The organism is Streptomyces sp. NPDC034670 (assembly GCF_055574875.1).
This window is the reverse complement of record NZ_JBVITR010000019.1, coordinates 47,732-67,961: the sequence shown is the minus strand read 5'-3', so window position 1 is coordinate 67,961 and position 20,230 is coordinate 47,732. Positions and strand designations below refer to the sequence as shown.

The following is a 20,230-nucleotide window of genomic DNA, read 5'->3' as shown; positions in this document are numbered from 1 at the left end:
CCCGGGTCGGCGGCGCCCCCCCCGGGACCCGTCCCGGCCGCGTCGCAGCAGTCCGGCGATCAGCCTCGGGGAGCGGGAGACGTCGTCGAGCTCCTGCCGACGGGCGCCGCCGGCCGGTCGGCGTCAGCGGGGCATGACGGTGGGACACGAGGGCCTCCCGAGCTGCGGTGCAGACGTCGCAATCCACACCGGACCCGGAAGGCCCTCATCCGTTCAAGCACCCGGCACGCGTGTCACCGACGTCCCGGGACAGCACACCTAGTCCCCCGGGTCGGGGGACCGGCCGTCGAGCGATTCGATCGTGGCGTGGGAGGGGGCCCGGGTGGCCCGGAGGCCGCGGGCCACGTCCTCGGCGGCGCCCAGCACCCGTACCGCGTTCTGCCAGGTCAGCTTGGCCAGGTCGGCCCTCGACCAGCCGCGGTCCGACAGCTCCGCGATCAGGTTCGGGTAACCGGAGACGTCGTCGAGGCCGTCCGGGGTGAAGGCCGTGCCGTCGTAGTCGCCGCCGATGCCGAGGTGGTCGACGCCGGCGACCTCGCGCATGTGGTCCAGGTGGTCCGCCACCGTGGCCACGGTGGCGACCGGACGCGGGTGGGCCTCCTCGAAGGCGCGGTGCACCTTCATCGCCTCGGCGGTGGTGTCGAGGGGGTGGAAGCCGTGGGCGCGCAGGTTCTCGTCGGCGGCGGCCGTCCAGTCGACCGCCGCCTGGAGCACGAACTTCGGCACGAACGTCACCATCGCGACGCCGCCGCCCGCGGCCAGCCGCTCCAGCACGTCGTCCGGGATGTTGCGGGGGTGGTCGCAGACCGCGCGGGCGGAGGAGTGGGAGAAGATCACCGGCGCGGCGCTGGTGTCCAGCGCGTCCCGCATGGTCGTGGCGGCGACGTGGGAGAGGTCGACCAGCATGCCGAGCCGGTTCATCTCCCGCACCACCTCGCGGCCGAAGGCCGACAGACCGCCCACGCCGGGCTCGTCGGTCGCCGAGTCCGCCCACGCCACGTTGGAGTTGTGGGTGAGGGTCAGGTAGCGCACGCCCAGGCCGTACAGCCCGCGCAGGGTGCCGAGGGAGTTCGCGATGCAGTGGCCGCCCTCCGCGCCCATGAGGGAGGCGATGCGGCCCCGCCCGCGCGCGGCCTCCATGTCCGCGGCGGTCAGCGCGAGCTCGAGGTCCTGCGGGTGGCGGTCCACCAGCCGCCGCACGCAGTCGATCTGCTCCAGCGTGGCGGGCACCGGGTCGGGCAGGTCCGCGCGGACGTACACCGACCAGAACTGCGCGCCGACGCCGCCCGCGCGCAGCCGGGGGAGGTCGGTGTGCAGGTGGGCGGACTGGTCGGCGGCGATGTCGCGGGCGTCGAGGTCGTAGCGGACCTGTTCGCGCAGCTCCCAGGGCAGGTCGTTGTGCCCGTCGACGACGGGGAACTCGGCCAGCAGCGCGCGGGCCTCTTCGAGGGACGTCACGGGGCTCACTTCCCGAAGCCGAAGCCGTTCGCGGACCCCTCGACCTTGGCGCGCAGCCGCTTGCCCTTCTCGGTGGCCTGGTCGTTGAGGTCCTGCTGGAACTCCCGCATCCGGCCGCGGAGTTCCTCGTCGTGGGCGGCGAGAATGCGGACCGCGAGCAGGCCCGCGTTGCGCGCGCCGGCCACGGAGACGGTGGCGACCGGGACGCCGGCCGGCATCTGCACGATGGACAGCAGGCTGTCCATGCCGTCGAGGTGCTTCAGCGGCACGGGCACGCCGATGACCGGCAGCGGGGTGACCGAGGCCAGCATGCCGGGCAGGTGGGCGGCGCCGCCCGCGCCCGCGATGATCACCTTGAGTCCCCGGTCGGCGGCCTGCTCGCCGTAGGCGATCATCTCGCGGGGCATGCGGTGCGCGGAGACGACGTCGACCTCGTGGCCGATCTCGAACTCGTCGAGGGCCTGGGCCGCGGCCTCCATGACGGGCCAGTCGGAGTCCGACCCCATGACGATGCCCACCTGGGGCAGGGGGCGCGCGTCGGCGCTCGTGGAGGGGCCGTGGTCGGGCGACGGGTGGGCCGGGCTCATTCGGTGATCGTGCCTCTCAGGTAGCCGGCTGCGTGACGGGCGCGCTCCAGCACGTCGTCCAGGTCGTCGCCGTAGGTGTTGACGTGTCCGACCTTGCGGCCGGGCTTCACGTCCTTGCCGTACATGTGGATCTTCAGCCGGGGGTCGCGGGCCATGCAGTGCAGGTACGCCGAGTACATGTCCGGGTAGTCGCCGCCGAGGACGTTGACCATGACCGTCCACCTGGCGCGCGGGCGCGGGTCGCCGAGCGGGAGGTCGAGGACGGCGCGGACGTGGTTGGCGAACTGCGAGGTGATCGCGCCGTCCATGGACCAGTGGCCGGAGTTGTGCGGGCGCATCGCGAGTTCGTTGACGAGGATGCGGCCGTCGCGGGTCTGGAACAGCTCGACCGCGAGGTGGCCGACGACGCCGAGTTCCTCGGCGATGTTCAGCGCCATCTCCTCGGCCCGCAGGGCGAGCTCCTCGTCGAGGCCGGGCGCGGGCGCGATGACCGTGTCGCAGACGCCGTTCACCTGCCGGGACTCCACGACCGGGTAGGCGACGGCCTGGCCGTGCGGGGAGCGGACCACGTTGGCGGCCAGCTCGCGCACGAAGTCGACCTTCTCCTCGGCGAGGACGGGCACGCCCGCCTTGAAGGGCTCGGCGGCCTCCTCCACGGAGTCGACGACCCACACGCCCTTGCCGTCGTAGCCGCCGCGGACGGTCTTGAGGACGACCGGGAAGCCGCCCGCCCGTCGTCCGCCGCCGCCCTCGCCGGAGGGCCCTTCGGGCCCGCCCCCTTCGAGTTCGGCCGCGAACGCCGCCACGTCCGCGGGGTCGGCGACGATGCGGTGCCGCGGGCAGGGCACGCCGATCGCGTCGAGCCGCGCGCGCATCACGCCCTTGTCCTGGGCGTGCACCAGCGCGTCGGGGCCGGGCCGGACGGGGATGCCGTCGGCCTCCAGGGCCCTGAGGTGCTCGGTGGGCACGTGCTCGTGGTCGAAGGTGATCACGTCGCAGCCGCGCGCGAACGCGCGCAGCGTGTCCAGGTCGCGGTAGTCGCCGACGACGACGTCGCCGACGACCTGCGCCGCGGAGTCCTGCGGAGTGTCACTGAGGAGCTTGAACCTGATGCCGAGCGGGATGCCCGCCTCGTGTGTCATACGAGCGAGCTGTCCACCGCCGACCATGCCGACTACCGGGAACGTCACGCCCCCAGGGTATCGGCCGCGTCACGGTGGCCGGTTTCCCCTCCGTCGCGCGGGGCGCCCCGCGGTTCCCCGCTGTGTCCGCAGGAAGATCGCGCGCGGGGGTGGTTAGCATGGCTGGGTTGACGCAACCGACGGACGGGAGCCTGCAGGCGATGGAACGCGGTTCCCCGGGGTTCCGGCGGCTCTACCGGGAAGTGGCCAAGTTCGGCGCGGTGGGTGGGGCCGGTGTACTGGTCAACCTGGGCGTGTTCAACCTGGTCCGGCACGTCACCGACCTCCCGGTGGTGCGGGCGAGCGTCATCGCGACGGTCGTCGCCATCGTCTTCAACTACGTGGGCTTCCGCTACTTCACCTACCGCGACCGCGACAAGACCCGGCGGACCCGGGAGATGTCCCTGTTCCTGCTGTTCAGCGCGGTCGGCCTGGTGATCGAGAACGGCGTGCTGTACACGGCGACGTACGGCTTCGGCTGGGACGGCCCGCTGCAGAGCAACCTCTTCAAGTTCCTCGGCATCGGCGTCGCCACCCTGTTCCGCTTCTGGTCCTACCGCACCTGGGTGTTCCGCGCGCTGCCGGTCCGGGAACCGGCGCAGGAGACGGTCGCGCGGTCCGGCCGGACCGGGCCCCGCCCCCGGCAGCACGTGCCGTAGCCGCCCGGGCGGCGCGGGCCGCGGCCGTCCCGGCGCGGGCGTGCCCGACGGCCGGGCCGGCTACCGGATCGTCTGCCGGCCCCCGTCCTCCCGGGACTTCTGCGGGGGCGTGCGGGAGAGGAACAGGCCGAACACCGCCGGCTTCGCCTGCAGCATCTCCAGGCGGCCGCCGTCCGCCTCCGCCAGGTCCCGGGCGACCGCCAGGCCGATGCCGGTGGAGTTGTGGCCGCTGATCGCCCGTTCGAAGATCCGCGAGCCCAGCTCGGCGGGGACGCCGGGGCCCTCGTCGGTGACCTCGACGACGACCTGGTTGCCGGTGACCCGGGTGCGCAGGGCGACCGTGCCGCCGCCGTGCATGAGGGAGTTCTCGATCAACGCCGCCAGCACCTGGGCGACGGCGCCCGGCGTCCCCACCGCCTGCAGGTGCCGCTTGCCCGAGCTGACGATCGCGCGGCCCGCGCTGCGGTAGGCGGGGCGCCACTCGGCGAGCTGCTGCTGGATGACGTCGTCGAGGTCGAAGGTGACCGCGGAGCCGGTGCGCGGGTCGCGGGAGTTCGTCAGCAGCCGCTCCACCACGTCCGTCAGCCGCTCCACCTGCGTCAGCGCGATGGTCGCCTCCTCCTTCACCGTGTCCGGGTCGTCGGTGAGGGTGATCTCCTCCAGGCGCATGGACAGGGCGGTGAGGGGGGTGCGCAGCTGGTGGGAGGCGTCGGCGGCCAGGCGCCGTTCGGCGGTCAGCATGCGGGCGATGCGCTCGGCGGAGGCGTCCAGCACGTCCGCGACCCGGTCCAGCTCGGGGACGCCGTAGCGCCGGTGCCGGGGGCGCGGATCGCCGGAGCCGAGGCGTTCGGCGGTCTCCGCGAGGTCGGTCAGCGGGGAGGCGAGCCGGTTGGCCTGGCGGATCGCCAGCAGCACCGCCGCGACCACCGCCAGCAGCGCCACCAGGCCGATGATCAGCAGGGTGCGGCCGACCTCCCGGGTCACCGAGGAGCGCGGCTCCTGGACGGTGACCGTCTCGCCCTCCTCGCCCGGTGCCGTGGCGCTGATGACGTCGCCCTCCGGCTTGCCGCCGACCTCTATGGGCGGCTCGCCGGGGATGCGGATGACGGCGTAGCGGTCCCCGGCGATCTGGCCGCGCAGGAACTCGGCGGTGACCTTCTCGTCGACGATCAGCCGGCTGTCGACGATGCTGGCCAGCCGCACCGCCTCGGACTCCACCCGCTCCCGGGCGGTGTCGCTGATCGTGCGGGTCTCGACGATCACCAGGGAGACGCCGAAGACGGCGATCACGACGAGCACCACGGCGAGCGTGGACTGGATCAGGCGACGGCGCATGTCCTCTTACCCACGACGGACCCCGGGCGGGGCTCAGCTCTTCTCGAAGCGGAAGCCCACGCCCCGCACGGTCGCGATGTAGCGGGGATTGGCGGCGTCGTCGCCGAGCTTCTTGCGCAGCCAGGAGATGTGCATGTCGAGGGTCTTGGTGGACGACCACCAGGTGGTGTCCCAGACCTCGCGCATCAGCTGGTCGCGGGTGACGACCCGGCCCGCGTCCCGGACCAGGACCCGCAGCAGGTCGAACTCCTTGGCGGTGAGCTGGAGCTCCTCGTCGCCCATCCACGCCCGGTGCGACTCGACGTCGATGCGCACCCCGTGGGTGGCCGGCGCCTGCTGCGGCTCGACGGCGCCGCGCCGCAGCAGGGCGCGCACCCGGGCGAGCAGTTCGGCGAGGCGGAACGGCTTGGTGACGTAGTCGTCGGCGCCCGCGTCGAGGCCGACGACCGTGTCCACCTCGTCGGCGCGGGCGGTCAGGATCAGCAGGGGGACCGTGTGGCCCTCGGCGCGGAGCCGGCGGGCGACCTCCAGACCGTCCATGCCGGGCAGCCCGAGGTCCAGCACCACCAGGTCGATGCCGCCCTGCACCCCGGCCTCCAGCGCGCCGGGGCCGTCCTCACGCACCTCGACTTCGTAGCCCTCCCGGCGCAGGGCGCGGGCCAGCGGCTCCGAGATGGACGCGTCGTCCTCGGCGAGCAGTACACGGGTCATGCCAGTGATGGTAGTCCCGCCGCACCGCGGGCAGGGGTGTGATCGCGCGCCCCGGTTCTTACCTCCCGCTCACCCGCCTCTCACCTTCGCCCCCCTGGTACGGACCTGACTCTCTGAGGTGCGACCCTGGAAAGACCTTCGAATGGGTGACCGCAGTTCCATGGAAACCTGTGATCCTCGTCTCAAGTCCTTCCATATCCGGCAGTGTCCTGTCGTATGGTGAACCAACGCCTGTTGCACCGCGGGGACCTTCGGCGGCAGTTGACGCTGGGGGTCTTTTGCGTGTGCGGACCGGTTCCGACCGGTCCCGGAAGGAATGACCTTTGGCCGGGTCTCCCCGCGCGCCGACGCGCCGGGAGGCGTGGATCCCGGTGGTCACCGTGCGCCGTCCCGTGATCCGGGGCGGCATCCCCGGGGCGTGGGGTGGACGGCACGGCCCGCCGGTGCCGGCCGCCCCCCACCGGGCGCGTGCACGCTCGCGCGACGCGTCCCGACCAGCAAGGAACGACCATGGCGTCCAGCCTGACGAAGGACTCGGTCTCACCGGGCACCCCCGGCTCCGAGAAGACCTTCTTCGGCCACCCCCGAGGACTGGCCACACTCTTCATGACCGAGATGTGGGAGCGCTTCTCCTACTACGGCATGAGGGCCCTGCTCCCGCTGTACCTCGTCGCCCCGGGCGGCATGGGTCTGAGCGCCGGCACGGCGACGGCGATCTACTCGGTGTACCTGTCGCTGGTGTACCTGCTCACGATGCCGGGCGGCTGGTTCGGCGACCGTGTCTGGGGACCGCGCAAGACCGTCGCCGTCGCCGGCGGGATCATCATGCTGGGCCACCTGACGCTGGCCCTGCCGTCCTCCGGCACCTTCTACGCGGGCCTCGGGCTGGTCGCCATCGGTTCCGGTCTGCTGAAGGCCAACATCTCCACGATGGTCGGCCAGCTCTACGCCGGTCCGGACGACCCGCGCCGCGACGGCGGCTTCACCGTCTTCTACATGGGCATCAACCTCGGTGCCTTCTTCGCGCCGCTGATCATCGGCACCGTCGGCGAGAGCGTCAACTGGCACCTGGGCTTCGCGCTCGCCGCGGCCGGCATGGGGCTCGGCGTGCTCCAGTTCCTGCTGGGCAGCCGTCACCTCGCCGCGCACTCCAGCATCGTGCCCAAGCCGCTGTCCGCCGCGGAGAAGTCCTCCACCCTGCGCAAGGCCGCCCTCTGGGCCGGCATCGCCGTCGTCGCCTACGCCACGCTCGGCTTCTCCGGCCACTACACGCTGAACTGGGTCCTGGTCCCGCTGACGCTGCTCGGCGTGATCATCCCGGTGCTGGTGCTGGTCCGGATCAAGCGCGACCGGGACCTCGACCAGGCCGAGCAGTCGAAGATGTCCGCGTACATCTGGTTCTTCGTGGCCGCGGCCGTGTTCTGGATGATCTACGACCAGGGCGGTTCGACCCTGTCGATCTTCGCCAACTCGTCGGCCGACAACAGCATCCTCGGCTGGGACTTCCCGGTCTCCTGGTACCAGTCGGTCAACCCGGTCCTGATCATGGCCCTGGCCCCGGTCTTCGCCTGGTTCTGGCTGGCGCTGAACCGGCGCGGCAAGGAGCCCAGCACCATCGTGAAGTTCGGTTCCGGCCTGGTGCTGGTCGGCGCGTCCTTCTTCCTCTTCCTGGCCCCGCTGACCATCGCCGAGGGCGGTCACAAGGCGGCGGCGATGTGGCTGGTGGCGATCTACTTCACGCAGACCGTCGGTGAGCTGCTGCTCTCCCCCGTCGGCCTGTCGGTCACCACGAAGATGGCGCCCGCGAAGTACGCCTCGCAGATGATGGGCGTCTGGTTCCTGGCCGTCACCGCCGGTGACGCCACGACCGGCCTGCTCTCCATCGCCGGCGTCGACCTGAACAGGACGGGCATCGTCGCGTTGGAGGCCACCCTCGCCGTGGTCGCCGGTGTCGCGGTGTGGATGTACCGCGGCAAGGTCAAGAGCCTCATGGGCGACGTCCGCTGAGCCCCGCCGCTCCGGCGGCACCGCGCGTCGGCCGAGGGCCCGCGTCCGACCGGACGCGGGCCCTCGCGCGTTCCCGGACGGGGCGCCGGGCGAGAGGGGGGTGCCGGGGGGCGGTGTCCGCCCGTCGGGAGCGGGGTCCTGGGGTCCTGGGGTGTGCCCCGGCCCGCGGGGCCCGGGGAGCGTGCCGGCGCCGCGACGGGGCCACGCCGCCTGCCGGGGCAGCGGCAGGCGGGGACGGCACGGCGCGCCGGATCCGTCGATCCGGCGCGTGGAGGGCTGCGAGCCCGCGGGGAGCACGCGGAGGGCCAGGACCCCTCGTTCGGATCGGGCCGGGCTCGCGGGGTCCGGCCCGATCCGGGCCAAAGGCCCTAGGCGGGGGCCCCGAGGTCCGCCCAGACCGTTTTGCCCGCGACGCCCGGGGCCCGTACGACCCCCCAGTCGAGGCAGAGCCGCTGCACGATGAACATGCCGTGGCCGCCGGGCCGGCCCGCCCGGTGCGGGGTGCGCGGAGCGGGCTGGCCCGCGCCCCGGTCGGTGACCTCGATCCGGATCGCCTTGTTGTTGCGGGTGATGGCCAGGTGGTCCGGCCCCTCGGCGTGCAGGCAGGCGTTGGTGACCAGCTCGGAGACGACGAGCAGGACGTCCTCCGCGGCGGCCCGCTGGTCGGCGGTGTCCGCGGGCAGCCAGCCCCACGCGTACAGCGCCTGACGGGTGAAGTCGCGGGCGAGCGGGACGACGCCGCTCTGGTCGTCGAAGCTCAGCCGGCGGACCCGATCGCCTTCCGCCGGCGCGGGCAACCCGGACGGCGCGGTCACGCCCACGCCCGTGTCGGGCGCACTCGCCGTCGGCACGCCGCCCCCGGGCACCCCGGAAGCGCCGCTGGGCTCCGGACCACGGTCGCCCGGCGGGAAGGGCCGGGTGGTGCTCATCAGCGCTTCACCTCACCGATTCACCAGTTCACAATCCAAAAAGTTCGGTACGCAGTTCAGTCACGCGCGCGCGGCGCGTTCGGTTCTCGACTCCCCGGCGACCAACCCGACCGGCGCACCCAGGTTGTCTCCTGCCCGAGCGGACCGGCGGGACACCCCCGTGTTCGAACGAAAAGCCCGGGGGGCCCGAGGAAGGGGGACCGGCCGCGGGGCGGACCGGGACCCACCCCGGCGCCCCCTCCGCGCGGGTCACGCGGAATCGTCGGCCAGGGCCTCCTCGAGCGTGTCGTGGACGGCGAACACCGCGTCCGCCCCCGTGATCTCGAATACGCGCGCGACCACGGGCTGCATCCCCACGAGGTGTACCCCGCCACCGGCGTCCTCGGCCTTCAGTCGGGCACCGAGCAGCACGTTCAGTCCCGTGGAGTCGCAGAACTCCAGCCGGGAGCAGTCGATGACAAGCCGCTTGAATCCCTTGGCGAGGCATTCCTCCAGTGGCTCACGCAACAGGTCGGCGGTGTGGTGGTCCAACTCACCCGCCGGAGTCACGACGGCACTGGGGCCCTCTTCTCGCACCTCGACCAGAAGCCGGCCCGACTGTGCGCTGCCGACCGTCCCGCGGTCCATGCCGTCTCTCTCTCCCGACGTCGTGGCTGCTTGCTGACGACCTCGAACATTACGCCCTCCGGCCGCGCTTCGACACCCGAACAATCGCGCACAAACGGACATATCCGAACGGAACGCACTTGCGGTGGGCTCGGGGGAGCGGGTAGGCCTAGTAAGAACACGTACCCGACACGGCCGGCTTTGGAGGCGCCGCACACCGCAGTGCACGTATCGGCTTCGGCAGCCATATGCCGAGAACGATGGAGGACATCATGTCACCCCGGCTCGACGCATCGCGTACCCCGAAAGCGACGTCGACACTCCCTCCGGAACATCTGGATCCCATCGAGCAGGACGACATGAGCGTCGTCCCCGACGACCTACTCGCCGGACTTCCGGACATCCCCCCGTACGACGAGGTGGGCCCGGTCGACGCACGGGCCCTGTCCAGGACCCTCTTCGAGCGCCTGGAGTCGCTGGACGAAGGCACCTCCGAATACTCGTACGTACGCAACACGCTCGTCGAACTCAACCTCGCCCTGGTCAAGTTCGCCGCCTCCCGCTTCCGCTCGCGCAGCGAGCCGATGGAGGACATCATCCAGGTCGGCACCATCGGCCTGATCAAGGCGATCGACCGCTTCGAACTGTCGCGCGGTGTGGAGTTCCCCACTTTCGCGATGCCGACCATCATCGGCGAGATCAAGCGCTTCTTCCGTGACACCTCGTGGTCCGTGCGCGTTCCGCGCCGGCTGCAGGAACTCCGGCTCGACCTGGCCAAGGCCGGCGACGAGCTGGCCCAGCAGCTCGACCGCGCGCCGACGGTGGCCGAGCTGGCCGAGCGCCTGGGCATCACCGACGACGAGGTCGTCGAGGGCATGGCGGCGTCGAACGCCTACACCGCCTCCTCGCTGGACGCCCAGCCGGAGGAGGACGACGCCGAGGGCGCGCTGGCCGACCGGATCGGGTACGAGGACCACGGGCTCGAAGGCATCGAGTACATCGAGTCGTTGAAGCCGCTGATCGCCGAACTGCCGCCGCGGGACCGGAAGATCCTCTCCCTGCGTTTCGTCGCGGGCATGACGCAGTCGGAGATCGGCGAGGAGCTGGGCATCTCCCAGATGCACGTCTCGCGCCTGCTGTCGCGGACGCTGGTGAAGCTGCGCAAGGGGCTGACCGTCGAGGAGTGACGCCGGGCGCGTCCCGCGCCCGGCCGGTGCCGGACGCCCTTCCGGGCGCCGGGTGCCGGCCGGGTGCGGGACGCGTTTCGTTACCCGCGGTCACCCCTTTCCCCGGACGCTTTCCTCCTCCACCATGGGCACGCCGAACCGACCGGTGGGTCGGGAAGCCGGACCGGGCGCCGCACCGCGCCCGGGGCGCCAGGAGGTGGTGGATGGCTCGGGGTGAGGAGATCGCCGGTGGCGACACGGCCGGTGACGACCCGTCAGACATGTACGCCGGGGCGTCCGACCTCCGGCTGACGGAGGCGCTGCGCGCCGACACCTCGGCCGCGTACGCGGCCCTGCGGGAACTCCGCGCCCGGCACGGCCCCTCGGTGCTCGCCTATGCGCGCAGGTGTGCCACCGGCGAGTCCACGGCGCGTCAGCTCGCCGCGCAGGCCCTCACGCTCGCCGCCCGCCAGACCGCGCGCGGCACCGACCCCGGCGGTCCCCTGCGCCACCACCTGCTGATGCTGACCGTCCGGGCCGCCGCGTCCTGGGCCGCGGACGGACGGGCCGGCGGGCTCGATCCCGCGCTGCACCTCGTCCTCAGCTCCGCCGGGCCCGGCGGCCCGGTCCCGCCCCTGCTCGCCGCCTTCCGGACGCTGCCGTACCGGGCCCAGGGGATCCTCTGGTACGGGACCGTGGAACAGGAGCCCGCGCAGCGGACGGCGGCGTTCCTCGGCCTCACCCGCGAGGACGTGGTCCACGGCGCGGACTCCGCGCTGCGGGCGCTGGGCCGGGCCTGCCTGCGGTCCCGGCTGGCCGCCTCGGACGACCCGCGGTGCGGCGACTTCCGCCGGCTCATCGAGGAGGCCGTACGGCCCGGCAGCCCCCGGGAGAGCGCCGACCTGCACACGCACCGGGCGCGCTGCGCGCACTGCACCGCGGCGTACGAGGAACAGCGCGCGCTGTGGGACGACCCGCGCACCGCACTCGCCGAGGGCCTGCTGCCCTGGGCGGGCGCGGCCTACGCCGCCGCCCCGGATCCGGTCGCGGCCGGGCCGGCCGCCCGCTCCGCGACCGCTGCCCGGCCCCGGCTCCGGTCGCGGCGCCTGGCGCTGGCCTCGGCGGCGCTCGGCGTGGCCGTGGTGCCGCTGCTGTTCCTCCTGCTGTCCCCGGCGGACGCACCGTCCGGACGGGCCGAGCGGCCGCCCGCGTCCCCGTCCGTCCCCCCGCCGGTGACGGTGACGGCCACGCCGTCCCCGGTGCCCACCGCGTCCCCGACACGACAGTCCCCTCCCCCCTCGTCCCCGGCGGCCGAGGAGCCCGGCCCGTCGCGCACCGCCCACCCGTCCCCCACCCGCGCCGCGCCGCCCCCTCGGCCGCCGGGCGGCACCTCCGCGCAGGTGGTGAACCTCGCCTCGGGCCTGTGCCTGAGCATCGACGGCCCCCTGGAGAAACGGACGGACGTGGTCACCGCCCGCTGCACCTCCTCACCCGCCCAGCGGTGGCGGTTCGACGCCGCGCTGGGCGTGCTGCGGTCGTCCGCCGACCCGGACTACTGCCTGGACAGCCGCGGCGCGGTGGACCGGGGCCTCGGCATCTGGGAGTGCGACTCGGTGGACGGGCGCAACGGGCAGAACCTGCGGTTCGCCGTCGACTCCCGCGGGGTGATCCGCCCGGCCATCGCGCCGGACCACGCCGTGACGCCGGCCGGCGGCGACGCGCTCGCCCTCGCCGGGGAGACGGGGCGGGCGGACCAGCGGTGGCGGGCGGGGGCGGCCTGAGACTCCGGCTCAGACCACGCGGACGCCGCCCCGCCAGACTCCCGCGACCAGCGGGACGCCGGGGCGGTAGGCCAGGTGGACGTGGCTCGGGGCGTCGAGGAGGACCAGGTCGGCGCGGGCTCCGGGGACGAGGCGGCCGACGTCGGTGCGGCGCAGGGCCGCCGCGCCGCCCGCGGTGGCCGACCAGACGGCCTCGTCCGGCGTCATGCCCATGTCCCGGACGGCCAGGGCGATGCAGAACGGCATCGAGGAGGTGAAGGACGACCCCGGATTGCAGTCCGTGGACAGCGCGACGGTGACCCCCGCGTCGAGCAGCCGGCGCGCGTCGGGCCACGCGGCCCGGGTGGAGAACTCGGCGCCGGGGAGCAGCGTGGCGACGGTCGCGCCGCTCGCCAGCGCGTCCACGTCGGCGTCGGTGAGGTGGGTGCAGTGGTCGGCGCTGGCCGCGTCGAGCTCCACGGCGAGCCGGACGCCGGGGCCGTGGGAGAGCTGGTTGGCGTGGACGCGCGGGTGCAGGCCCTTCGCCCGGCCCGCGGTCAGGATCGCGCGGGCCTGGTCGCCGTCGAAGGCACCCTGTTCGCAGAAGACGTCGATCCAGCGGGCGTGCGGGGCGCAGGCGTCGAGCATCGCGCCGGTGACGAGGTCCACGTAGCCGGCCGGGTCCTCGGCGTACTCGGGGGCGACGACGTGGGCGCCGAGGTAGGTGACCTCGTCGGTGTGGCGGGCGGCCAGCCGCAGGGCGCGGACCTCGTCCTCGGTGGTCAGGCCGTAGCCGGACTTGGTCTCCAGGGTCGTGGTGCCCTGGCGGAGCGCCTCGGCGAACAGGCGGGTGAGGTTCTCCTCCAGCTCCGCGTCGGTGGCGGCCCGGGTGGCGGCGACGGTGGTGCGGATGCCGCCCGCGCCGTAGGGGCGGCCGGACATGCGGGCGTTGAACTCCTCGGTGCGGTCGCCGGCGAAGACCAGGTGGGAGTGGGAGTCGACGAAGCCCGGGAGCACCGTCCGGCCCCCGGCGTCGACCCGGTCGTCGGCGGCGGGTGCGCCGCTCGACGCACCGGTCCACACGACGCGGTCGCCCTCGATGACGACGGCCGCGTCCCGGACCGGGCCGAGGGGGGAACGGCCGCCCGGGGAGGGGTCGTTGGTGACCAGCGTGGCGATGTTGCTGATGACGGTGCTGCTCATGGTGTCCTCACGGGGGGTCGTCAGGCGCGCAGTGCCTCGACTGCCTGCGCGAGGGCTCCGGGCACGTCGGGGACGAGCGTGTGCGCCCCGTCGCGCACGACGTGCCGGCCTCCCACGATCGTGTGGCGGACGTCCGCCGCCGTCGCCGCGAACACGGCCGTCTCGGCGCCGAGCCGGGGCGGCGGCCCCGCCGTCCTGACCGAGTCGAGGGCGATCGTGACGAGGTCGGCGCGCGCCCCGGGCTCGATGCTGCCGGTGCCGTCCCAGCCGAGGGCGGCGTGACCGTCGGCGGAGGCGGCCCGCAGCAGGGCGGCGGCCGTCCAGTGGCCCCGGGTGCGGGTGCGCAGCCGCTCGTTCAGCTCCATCGCGCGCGCCTCCTCGAACAGGTCGATCACGGCGTGGCTGTCGGAGCCGAGGGAGAGCGGGGAGCCCGCGTCCTGCAGGGCCGCGGCGGGGCCGATGCCGTCGGCGAGGTCCCGTTCGGTCGTCGGGCACATGCAGGTGCCGGTGCCGCTGCCGCCGATGAGCGAGACGTCCCCGGCGGTGAGGTGGGTGTTGTGGACGCCGGTGGTGCGCGGTCCGAGGACCCCGTGCGCGGCCAGGAGCTGGGTCGGGGTGCATCCGTGTGCCGCGCGGCAGGCGTCGTTCTCGGCGGTCTGCTCGGACAGGTGCACGTGGAGCGGGGCCCGCCGTTCCCCGGCCCACCGCGCCACGGTCGCCAGCTGCTCCGCCGGTACGGCCCGGACGGAGTGGATCGCCGCCCCGATCCGCGCGTGCTCCCGTTCCTCGAGCAGTGAGCAGCGTTCGGCCCAGGCGTCCGCGTCGCCGTCGGAGAAACGGAGCTGGTGGGCGGTGGGCGGCCGGCCGAAGCCGGAGGAGAGGTAGGCGGTGTCGAGGAGGGTGATCCGGATCCCGGCCTCGGCGGCCGCCGCGACGAGCGCCTCCCCCATGGCGTTGGGGTCCGCGTAGGGCGTGCCGCCGGGGGCGTGGTGGACGTAGTGGAACTCACCGACCGTCGTGACGCCCGCCAGCGCCATCTCGGCGTACACGGCCCGGGCGAGGGCGTGGTAGGTGTCCGGCGTGAGCCGGCCGGCCGTGGCGTACATGACCTCGCGCCAGGTCCAGAAGGTGCCGGAGCCCACCTGGACGGTGGAGCGCAGGGCGCGGTGGAAGGCGTGGCTGTGGGCGTTCGCCAGCCCGGGCAGGGTCAGTCCGCGCAGGATCTCGGCGCCGGGCGGCGGGGCGGGGGTGTCCGGGCGGACGGCGGCGACGCGGCCGTCCCGGACGTCCACGGCGACGCCCGGCTCGACGGGGGTCCCCCCCGCCCGGGCGGAGCCGGGAGCCCGGGGGGAGGTGCCGGTCCAGGCGTGCTCCAGCCAGTACGTCCGTGTGGTGCCGTCCCGCGTCACGTGCACGCCAGTCCTTCCAGTACGTCGGCGAGCGCGGTCACCCCGGCCGCGCAGTCGTCCTCGGTGGCGGACTCGGCCGGGGAGTGCGAGACGCCGGTGGGGTTGCGCACGAACAGCATGGCGGTCGGGACGCGTCCGGAGAGGATCCCGGCGTCGTGTCCGGCGCCGGTGCCCAGGACGGGCACCTTCAGGCCGGCGTCCCGGCCCAGGATGCGGGCGAGTTCGCCGCGCAGGTCGCGGTCGAACTCGACGACCGGGGTGAACGACTCCCGGACCACGTCCAGGCCGACCCCGTGGGCGTCGGCGTGCGCGCGGGCCGCCTCCTCCACCCCGGCGACCACCCGGTCCAGGCTCGCCCGGTCGGCGGCGCGGGAGTCGAGCCAGCCGCGCACCAGGGAGGGGACGGCGTTGACGCCGTTCGGCTCGACGGCGGTCTTCCCGAAGGTGGCGACGGCGCCGGCGAGTTCGGCCTCCCGGCGGGCGGCGAGCACGGTCTCGGCGTACGGGAGCATGGGGTCGCGGCGGTCGGCGAGGCGGGTGGTGCCGGCGTGGTTGGCCTCGCCGGTGAAGTCGAAGCGCCAGCGGCCGTGCGGCCAGATGGCGCGGGCGACGCCGACCCGGTCGCCGGACAGGTCGAGGGCGCGGCCCTGCTCGATGTGCAGTTCGACGAAGGCGCCGATCCGGGCGAGCCGTTCGGGGTCGGGGCCGAGGGCGTCGGGGTCGTACCCGGCGGCCTCCATCGCCCGGGGCAGGGTGATCCCGTCGTCGTCGGTGAGCCGGTGCGCCTGCTCGCGGGTGAGCAGCCCGGCGGTGAGCCGGGAGCCGACGCAGGCGAGCCCGAAGCGGGCGCCCTCCTCGTCGCCGAAGTTGACGATGCCGAGGGGCTTGGCGAACCGCGCTCCCCGGCCGCGCAGTTCGTCGAGGGCGGCGAAGGCGGAGACCACCCCGAGGGGGCCGTCGAAGGCGCCGCCGTCCGGCACGGAGTCCAGGTGCGACCCGGTGACGACGGCGTCCCCGTCGGCCGGGTCCCCCAGCCAGGCCCACTGGTTGCCGTTGCGGTCCGTCTCGAGCCGCAGCCCGCGCGCGGCGGCCTGCTGCGCGAACCAGGCCCGGCAGTCGGCGTCGGCCGGTGTCCAGGCGAAGCGGCGGTAGCCGCCGGAGGCGGAGCTGCGGCCGACCGGCAGCAGCTCCGTCCACATGCGGTGGAAGGTCACGCCCGCTCACCCTCGTGCATCGGCACCCGCACGCCGCGCTCGGCGGCCACCGACTCCGCGAGGCCGTACCCGGCGTCCACGTGCCGGATGACGCCCATGCCGGGGTCGTTGGTCAGCACCCGGCGGATCTTCTCGCCGGCCAGCGCGGTGCCGTCGGCCACGGTCACCTGCCCGGCGTGCAGGGAGCGGCCCATGCCGACCCCGCCGCCGTGGTGGACGGAGACCCAGGACGCCCCGGAGGCCACGTTCACCATGGCGTTCAGCAGCGGCCAGTCGGCGATCGCGTCGGAGCCGTCGAGCATCGCCTCGGTCTCCCGGTAGGGGGAGGCGACGGAGCCGCAGTCGAGGTGGTCGCGTCCGATGACGACCGGTGCGGACAGCTCCCCGCTCGCGACCATGTCGTTGAAGCGCTCGCCCGCCTTGTCCCGCTCGCCGTAGCCGAGCCAGCAGATGCGGGCGGGCAGGCCCTGGAAGCGGACGCGCTCCCCGGCCAGGCGGATCCAGCGGGCCAGGGACTCGTTCTCCGGGAAGAGGTCGAGGACCGCGCGGTCGGTCCTCGCGATGTCGGCGGGGTCGCCGGACAGGGCGGCCCAGCGGAAGGGCCCCTTGCCCTCGCAGAACAGCGGGCGGATGTAGGCGGGGACGAAGCCGGGGAAGTCGAAGGCGCGGCCGTACCCGGCGAGCCGCGCCTCGCCGCGGATCGAGTTGCCGTAGTCGAAGACCTCGGCGCCGGCGTCCTGGAAGCCGACCATCGCCTCGACGTGCCGGGCCATGGACTCGCGGGCGCGGGCGGTGAAGCCGGCCGGGTCCTTCGCGGCGGCCTCGGCCATCTCCTCGAAGGCCGTCCCGACGGGCAGGTACGCCAGCGGGTCGTGGGCGGAGGTCTGGTCGGTGACGACGTCCACGGGGGCGCCCAGGGCGAGCAGCCGCGGGACGACCTCGGCGGCGTTGCCGAGGACGCCGACCGACAGCGGGCGGCGGGCGTCGCGGGCCTCGACGGCGAGGCGCAGGGCGTGGTCGAGGGAGTCGGCCCGCACGTCGAGGTAGCGGTGCTCGATCCGGCGGTCGAGGGCGCGCGGGTCGCAGTCGACGCAGAGCGCGACGCCGCCGTTCATGGTGACGGCGAGGGGCTGGGCGCCGCCCATGCCGCCGAGCCCGGCGGTCAGGGTGAGGGTGCCGGCGAGGGTGCCGCCGAACCGCTTCGCGGCGACGGCGGCGAAGGTCTCGTAGGTGCCCTGGAGGATGCCCTGGGTGCCGATGTAGATCCAGGAGCCGGCGGTCATCTGCCCGTACATGGTCAGGCCGAGGGCCTCCAGGCGGCGGAACTCCTCCCAGGTGGCCCAGTCGCCGACGAGGTTCGAGTTGGCGATGAGGACGCGCGGGGCCCACTCGTGGGTCCGCAGGACGCCGACCGGGCGGCCGGACTGGACCAGCATCGTCTCGTCCTGCTCCAGGGTCCGCAGCGTGCGGACCATGGCGTCGAAGGAGCGCCAGTCGCGGGCCGCCTTGCCGGTGCCGCCGTAGACGACGAGCCGCTCGGGGTGCTCGGCGACCTCCGGGTCGAGGTTGTTCTGCAGCATCCGCAGGGCGGCCTCCTGCGGCCATCCCCGGGCGCTCGGCCGTGTGCCGCGCGCGGCTCGGACGGTGCGGGGTCCGGACATGGTCTGCCTCCTGGTGCGTGCTCCCGGCTCGTGCCGTGGACCGGGCGGCCCCACGGTTACTGCAGATATTCACATCCTTGCCCTCTGAATAGGGCTAGTCAATACCGGGGGTGTCGGCGCGGGCGTCCCGCGGATGCTTGGCTGGACGCATGGGCGCGAACACCTCGAACACCTCGAACACCTCGAACATCTCGGACACCCCGGCCGACTCGGTCACCTCGGCCGACTCCGCCGGCCCGGTCAGCCCGGTCACGGAGAACACCGGCGGGACGGGGGAGACGGCCGTGCACGGCGACGGCCCGACGGGCGGGAGGGACCCGCGGGGCGCGGAACGGGCGGCACGGCGGGACCGGGCGGTGCGGGCCGCCGTGGAGCAGGGGCTGCTCGGTCCCGAGAGCCCCCTGGTGGCCCTGCTCGACGTCACCGGCATCCGCGCGTCGGCGGCCGAGCTGCGGGCGGCGTTCGAGGCGGTGACGCCGCCCGGCACGCCCGTGCTGCACGCCTTCGCCGTGAAGGCCTCCCCGCTGGTGCCGGTGCTGCGGCTGCTGCGCGAGGAGGGCATCGGCGCGGAGGTGGCGAGCCCGGGCGAGCTGGCGCTGGCGCGGGCCGCGGGCGTGGAGCCGGAGCGGATGGTCCTCGACTCGCCCGCCAAGACACCGGACGAGCTGCGCCGGGCGCTGGCGCTGGGCGTCGCCGTCAACGCGGACAACCCGCAGGAGCTGGCGCGCCTGGACGCCCTGATGCGGTCGGCCGGGACCCGCTCGCCCGTCGGCATCCGGGTCAACCCGCAGATCGGCGGCGGTTCCATCGAGGCGCTGTCCACGGCCACGGCGACCTCGAAGTTCGGGGTGGCGCTGCGCGACGAGGGGGCGCGGGAGTGGGTCGTGCGGGCGTACCTGGACCGGCCGTGGCTGACCCGGCTGCACGTCCACACCGGCTCCCAGGGCATCGCGCTGTCCCTGATGGCGCGCGGGGTGGCCGAGGCGTACGCGCTGGCGGAGGAGGTCAACCGGCGCGCCGGACGGCAGCGGATCGACACCCTCGACATCGGCGGCGGACTGCCGGTCGACTTCGCCTCCGACGCGGCCGGCCCGACGTACGCGCGGTACGCGCGGCTGCTGAGCGAGACGGTGCCGGGGCTGTTCGACGGGCGGTACGGGCTGGTCACCGAGTTCGGCCGGTCGCTGCTGGCCAGGCACGGCACGATGGTCGCGCGCGTGGAGTACGCCAAGAGCGCGGGCGGGCGGCCGGTCGCGGTGACGCACGCGGGCGTGCAGGTGGCGGCGCGGACCGTGTACGCGCCGGGGGCGTGGCCGCTGCGGATCGCCGCCTACGACGCCGAGGGGCGCCCCAAGGAGGGGCCCGCGGTCGTGCAGGACGTGGCGGGGCCGGCCTGCTTCGCGGGCGACCTGCTCGCCCGGGAGCAGGCCCTGCCGCTGCTGGAGCAGGGGGACCACGCGGCGGTGCTGGACACGGGCGCGTACTACTTCGCCCACCACTACGCGTACAACTCGCTCCCCCGCCCGGGCGTGTACGGCTTCGTCCCGGACGGGTCGGGCGGGGTCTCCTTCGCGGTCGTCCGGCGCGCCCAGACGGTCGAGGAGATCGTGGCCGAGTCGGGCGGCGACCACGCCGACGCGCTGACGTCGGGCCTTTCCTCCTGAGGACCGGCCGGCGGGGCGCCCGCCCCGCCGGCGGCCCGCTCCCGGGAGCCGCTCCGCAGGGTGGCCGGCGGTCCGGGAGCCTCAGACCAGGGCCGGGGTCCGGCGCCGCGCGCCGCCCGGGGCCGCGTCGCCCGCCGCGATGCCGGTGGTGCGGTAGGCCTTGACCGCCTTGCCGGCCGGACGGCCCGCGCCCCCGTCCAGCCAGTCGACGCGCACCCACAGCAGCACCTCCTCGGCCTGCTCCAGGCGGCCGACCCAGGCCGCCTTCAGCCACAGGCCGGCGCCGCACCCGGCGAGCAGCAGACCGGCGACGGCCGGCGCCGCGAGCGCGCTGCCCAGGGCGGCGAGGAAGGCGAGCAGCAGCCGCCAGCGGTGCCCGCGGCGCCAGTTGCGCACGGTCACGGCGCGGTCCTGGAGCACGTCGTACCGGCCCGCCCGGGCCGCCGCGCGGGCCAGGGCGCGGTACCGGCCCCGCCGCCCGTACCCGACGACGGCCGCCGCCACGAGGAACACCGCGGCCCCGGCCAGGACGCCGATCCGGCGTCCGGTCAGCCCGGGCACCAGCAGCCCGACGCCCGCCGCGCACACTCCCAGCCACCACAGCGGCGCGGCCCCGGCCCGTACGACGACGGCCACCCGAGCCAGCCCCTGTCCTCCGCGTGTCACGTCCAGCCTCCCGT

The 20,230-nt window shown here is 74.4% G+C and carries 17 protein-coding genes; 5 read left to right on the top strand and 12 right to left on the bottom strand.

Annotated features, from left to right (window positions below; all coding sequences use genetic code 11):
• Window positions 1–258 precede the first annotated feature (258 nt).
• From ACZ56B_RS15720 to ACZ56B_RS15710, 3 genes are all read right to left on the bottom strand, one after another.
• Window positions 259–1,458: a dipeptidase gene (locus tag ACZ56B_RS15720; protein WP_468790131.1), complete on the bottom strand. Its 1,200-nt coding sequence runs from the start codon at window positions 1,456–1,458 to the stop codon at window positions 259–261.
• Window positions 1,459–1,463: 5 nt separating this feature from the next.
• A complete protein-coding gene (gene purE / locus ACZ56B_RS15715) occupies window positions 1,464–1,964 on the bottom strand; it encodes a 5-(carboxyamino)imidazole ribonucleotide mutase (protein ID WP_468790196.1) in 501 nt (166 codons plus the stop codon).
• A gap of 77 nt (window positions 1,965–2,041) precedes the next feature.
• Entirely contained in the window at window positions 2,042–3,235 is a 1,194-nt protein-coding gene (locus ACZ56B_RS15710; RefSeq protein WP_468790129.1) for a 5-(carboxyamino)imidazole ribonucleotide synthase, read from the bottom strand.
• Between the two features lie 152 nt (window positions 3,236–3,387).
• Here ACZ56B_RS15710 and ACZ56B_RS15705 point away from each other — a divergent pair, with 152 nt between their 5' ends.
• Window positions 3,388–3,885, top strand: coding sequence for a GtrA family protein (locus tag ACZ56B_RS15705; RefSeq protein ID WP_468790194.1), 498 nt, complete (start codon window positions 3,388–3,390; stop codon window positions 3,883–3,885).
• A 60-nt stretch (window positions 3,886–3,945) separates the two neighbouring features.
• Here ACZ56B_RS15705 and ACZ56B_RS15700 read toward each other — a convergent pair whose 3' ends face one another.
• Complete coding sequence (locus tag ACZ56B_RS15700) at window positions 3,946–5,220, bottom strand: ATP-binding protein (protein WP_468790127.1); 1,275 nt, start codon at window positions 5,218–5,220, stop codon at window positions 3,946–3,948.
• A gap of 33 nt (window positions 5,221–5,253) precedes the next feature.
• Complete coding sequence (locus ACZ56B_RS15695; RefSeq protein ID WP_468790125.1) at window positions 5,254–5,931, bottom strand: response regulator transcription factor; 678 nt, start codon at window positions 5,929–5,931, stop codon at window positions 5,254–5,256.
• Window positions 5,932–6,441: 510 nt separating this feature from the next.
• Between ACZ56B_RS15695 and ACZ56B_RS15690 the strand changes: the two genes are divergently transcribed.
• Window positions 6,442–7,938 (top strand): oligopeptide:H+ symporter, encoded by a 1,497-nt coding sequence (locus tag ACZ56B_RS15690; RefSeq protein ID WP_468790123.1) that lies wholly within the window; start codon window positions 6,442–6,444, stop codon window positions 7,936–7,938.
• A 368-nt stretch (window positions 7,939–8,306) separates the two neighbouring features.
• Here the strand turns inward: ACZ56B_RS15690 and ACZ56B_RS15685 are convergent, their stop codons facing one another.
• Together ACZ56B_RS15685 and ACZ56B_RS15680 are read right to left on the bottom strand one after the other, a co-directional pair.
• On the bottom strand, window positions 8,307–8,867 hold the full coding sequence (locus ACZ56B_RS15685; protein WP_468790121.1) for an ATP-binding protein: 561 nt from the start codon (window positions 8,865–8,867) through the stop codon (window positions 8,307–8,309).
• A 249-nt stretch (window positions 8,868–9,116) separates the two neighbouring features.
• Window positions 9,117–9,494 carry an STAS domain-containing protein gene (locus tag ACZ56B_RS15680; RefSeq protein WP_468790119.1) on the bottom strand — a complete coding sequence of 126 codons (378 nt, stop codon included), beginning with the start codon at window positions 9,492–9,494 and terminating at the stop codon, window positions 9,117–9,119.
• A 239-nt stretch (window positions 9,495–9,733) separates the two neighbouring features.
• Here ACZ56B_RS15680 and ACZ56B_RS15675 point away from each other — a divergent pair, with 239 nt between their 5' ends.
• Together ACZ56B_RS15675 and ACZ56B_RS15670 are read left to right on the top strand one after the other, a co-directional pair.
• Window positions 9,734–10,660, top strand: a complete 927-nt coding sequence (locus tag ACZ56B_RS15675) for an RNA polymerase sigma factor SigF (RefSeq protein ID WP_468790117.1) — start codon at window positions 9,734–9,736, stop codon at window positions 10,658–10,660.
• A 203-nt stretch (window positions 10,661–10,863) separates the two neighbouring features.
• A complete protein-coding gene (locus ACZ56B_RS15670) occupies window positions 10,864–12,420 on the top strand; it encodes a ricin-type beta-trefoil lectin domain protein (protein WP_468790115.1) in 1,557 nt (518 codons plus the stop codon).
• A 9-nt stretch (window positions 12,421–12,429) separates the two neighbouring features.
• Here ACZ56B_RS15670 and hutI read toward each other — a convergent pair whose 3' ends face one another.
• The 4 genes from hutI to hutU are packed head-to-tail and all read right to left on the bottom strand — an operon-like array spanning window position 12,430 to window position 17,886.
• On the bottom strand, window positions 12,430–13,602 hold the full coding sequence (gene hutI, locus ACZ56B_RS15665) for an imidazolonepropionase (protein WP_468790113.1): 1,173 nt from the start codon (window positions 13,600–13,602) through the stop codon (window positions 12,430–12,432).
• A 20-nt stretch (window positions 13,603–13,622) separates the two neighbouring features.
• Window positions 13,623–15,017 carry a formimidoylglutamate deiminase gene (locus ACZ56B_RS15660; RefSeq protein ID WP_468790111.1) on the bottom strand — a complete coding sequence of 465 codons (1,395 nt, stop codon included), beginning with the start codon at window positions 15,015–15,017 and terminating at the stop codon, window positions 13,623–13,625.
• Window positions 15,008–16,225 carry an allantoate amidohydrolase gene (locus ACZ56B_RS15655; protein ID WP_468790109.1) on the bottom strand — a complete coding sequence of 406 codons (1,218 nt, stop codon included), beginning with the start codon at window positions 16,223–16,225 and terminating at the stop codon, window positions 15,008–15,010. The genes ACZ56B_RS15660 and ACZ56B_RS15655 overlap by 10 nt, the downstream gene beginning before the upstream one ends.
• A complete protein-coding gene (gene hutU / locus ACZ56B_RS15650) occupies window positions 16,222–17,886 on the bottom strand; it encodes a urocanate hydratase (RefSeq protein WP_468790107.1) in 1,665 nt (554 codons plus the stop codon). The genes ACZ56B_RS15655 and hutU overlap by 4 nt, the downstream gene beginning before the upstream one ends.
• Before the next feature lie 149 nt (window positions 17,887–18,035).
• Between hutU and ACZ56B_RS15645 the strand changes: the two genes are divergently transcribed.
• On the top strand, window positions 18,036–19,550 hold the full coding sequence (locus ACZ56B_RS15645; RefSeq protein WP_468790105.1) for a type III PLP-dependent enzyme domain-containing protein: 1,515 nt from the start codon (window positions 18,036–18,038) through the stop codon (window positions 19,548–19,550).
• Window positions 19,551–19,631: 81 nt separating this feature from the next.
• On the opposite strand, the gene ACZ56B_RS15640 is transcribed toward ACZ56B_RS15645, so the two are convergent.
• The gene (locus ACZ56B_RS15640; protein WP_468790103.1) at window positions 19,632–20,216 is read right to left on the bottom strand and encodes a hypothetical protein; all 585 of its coding nucleotides are present in this window, start codon (window positions 20,214–20,216) and stop codon (window positions 19,632–19,634) included.
• Window positions 20,217–20,230 lie beyond the last annotated feature (14 nt).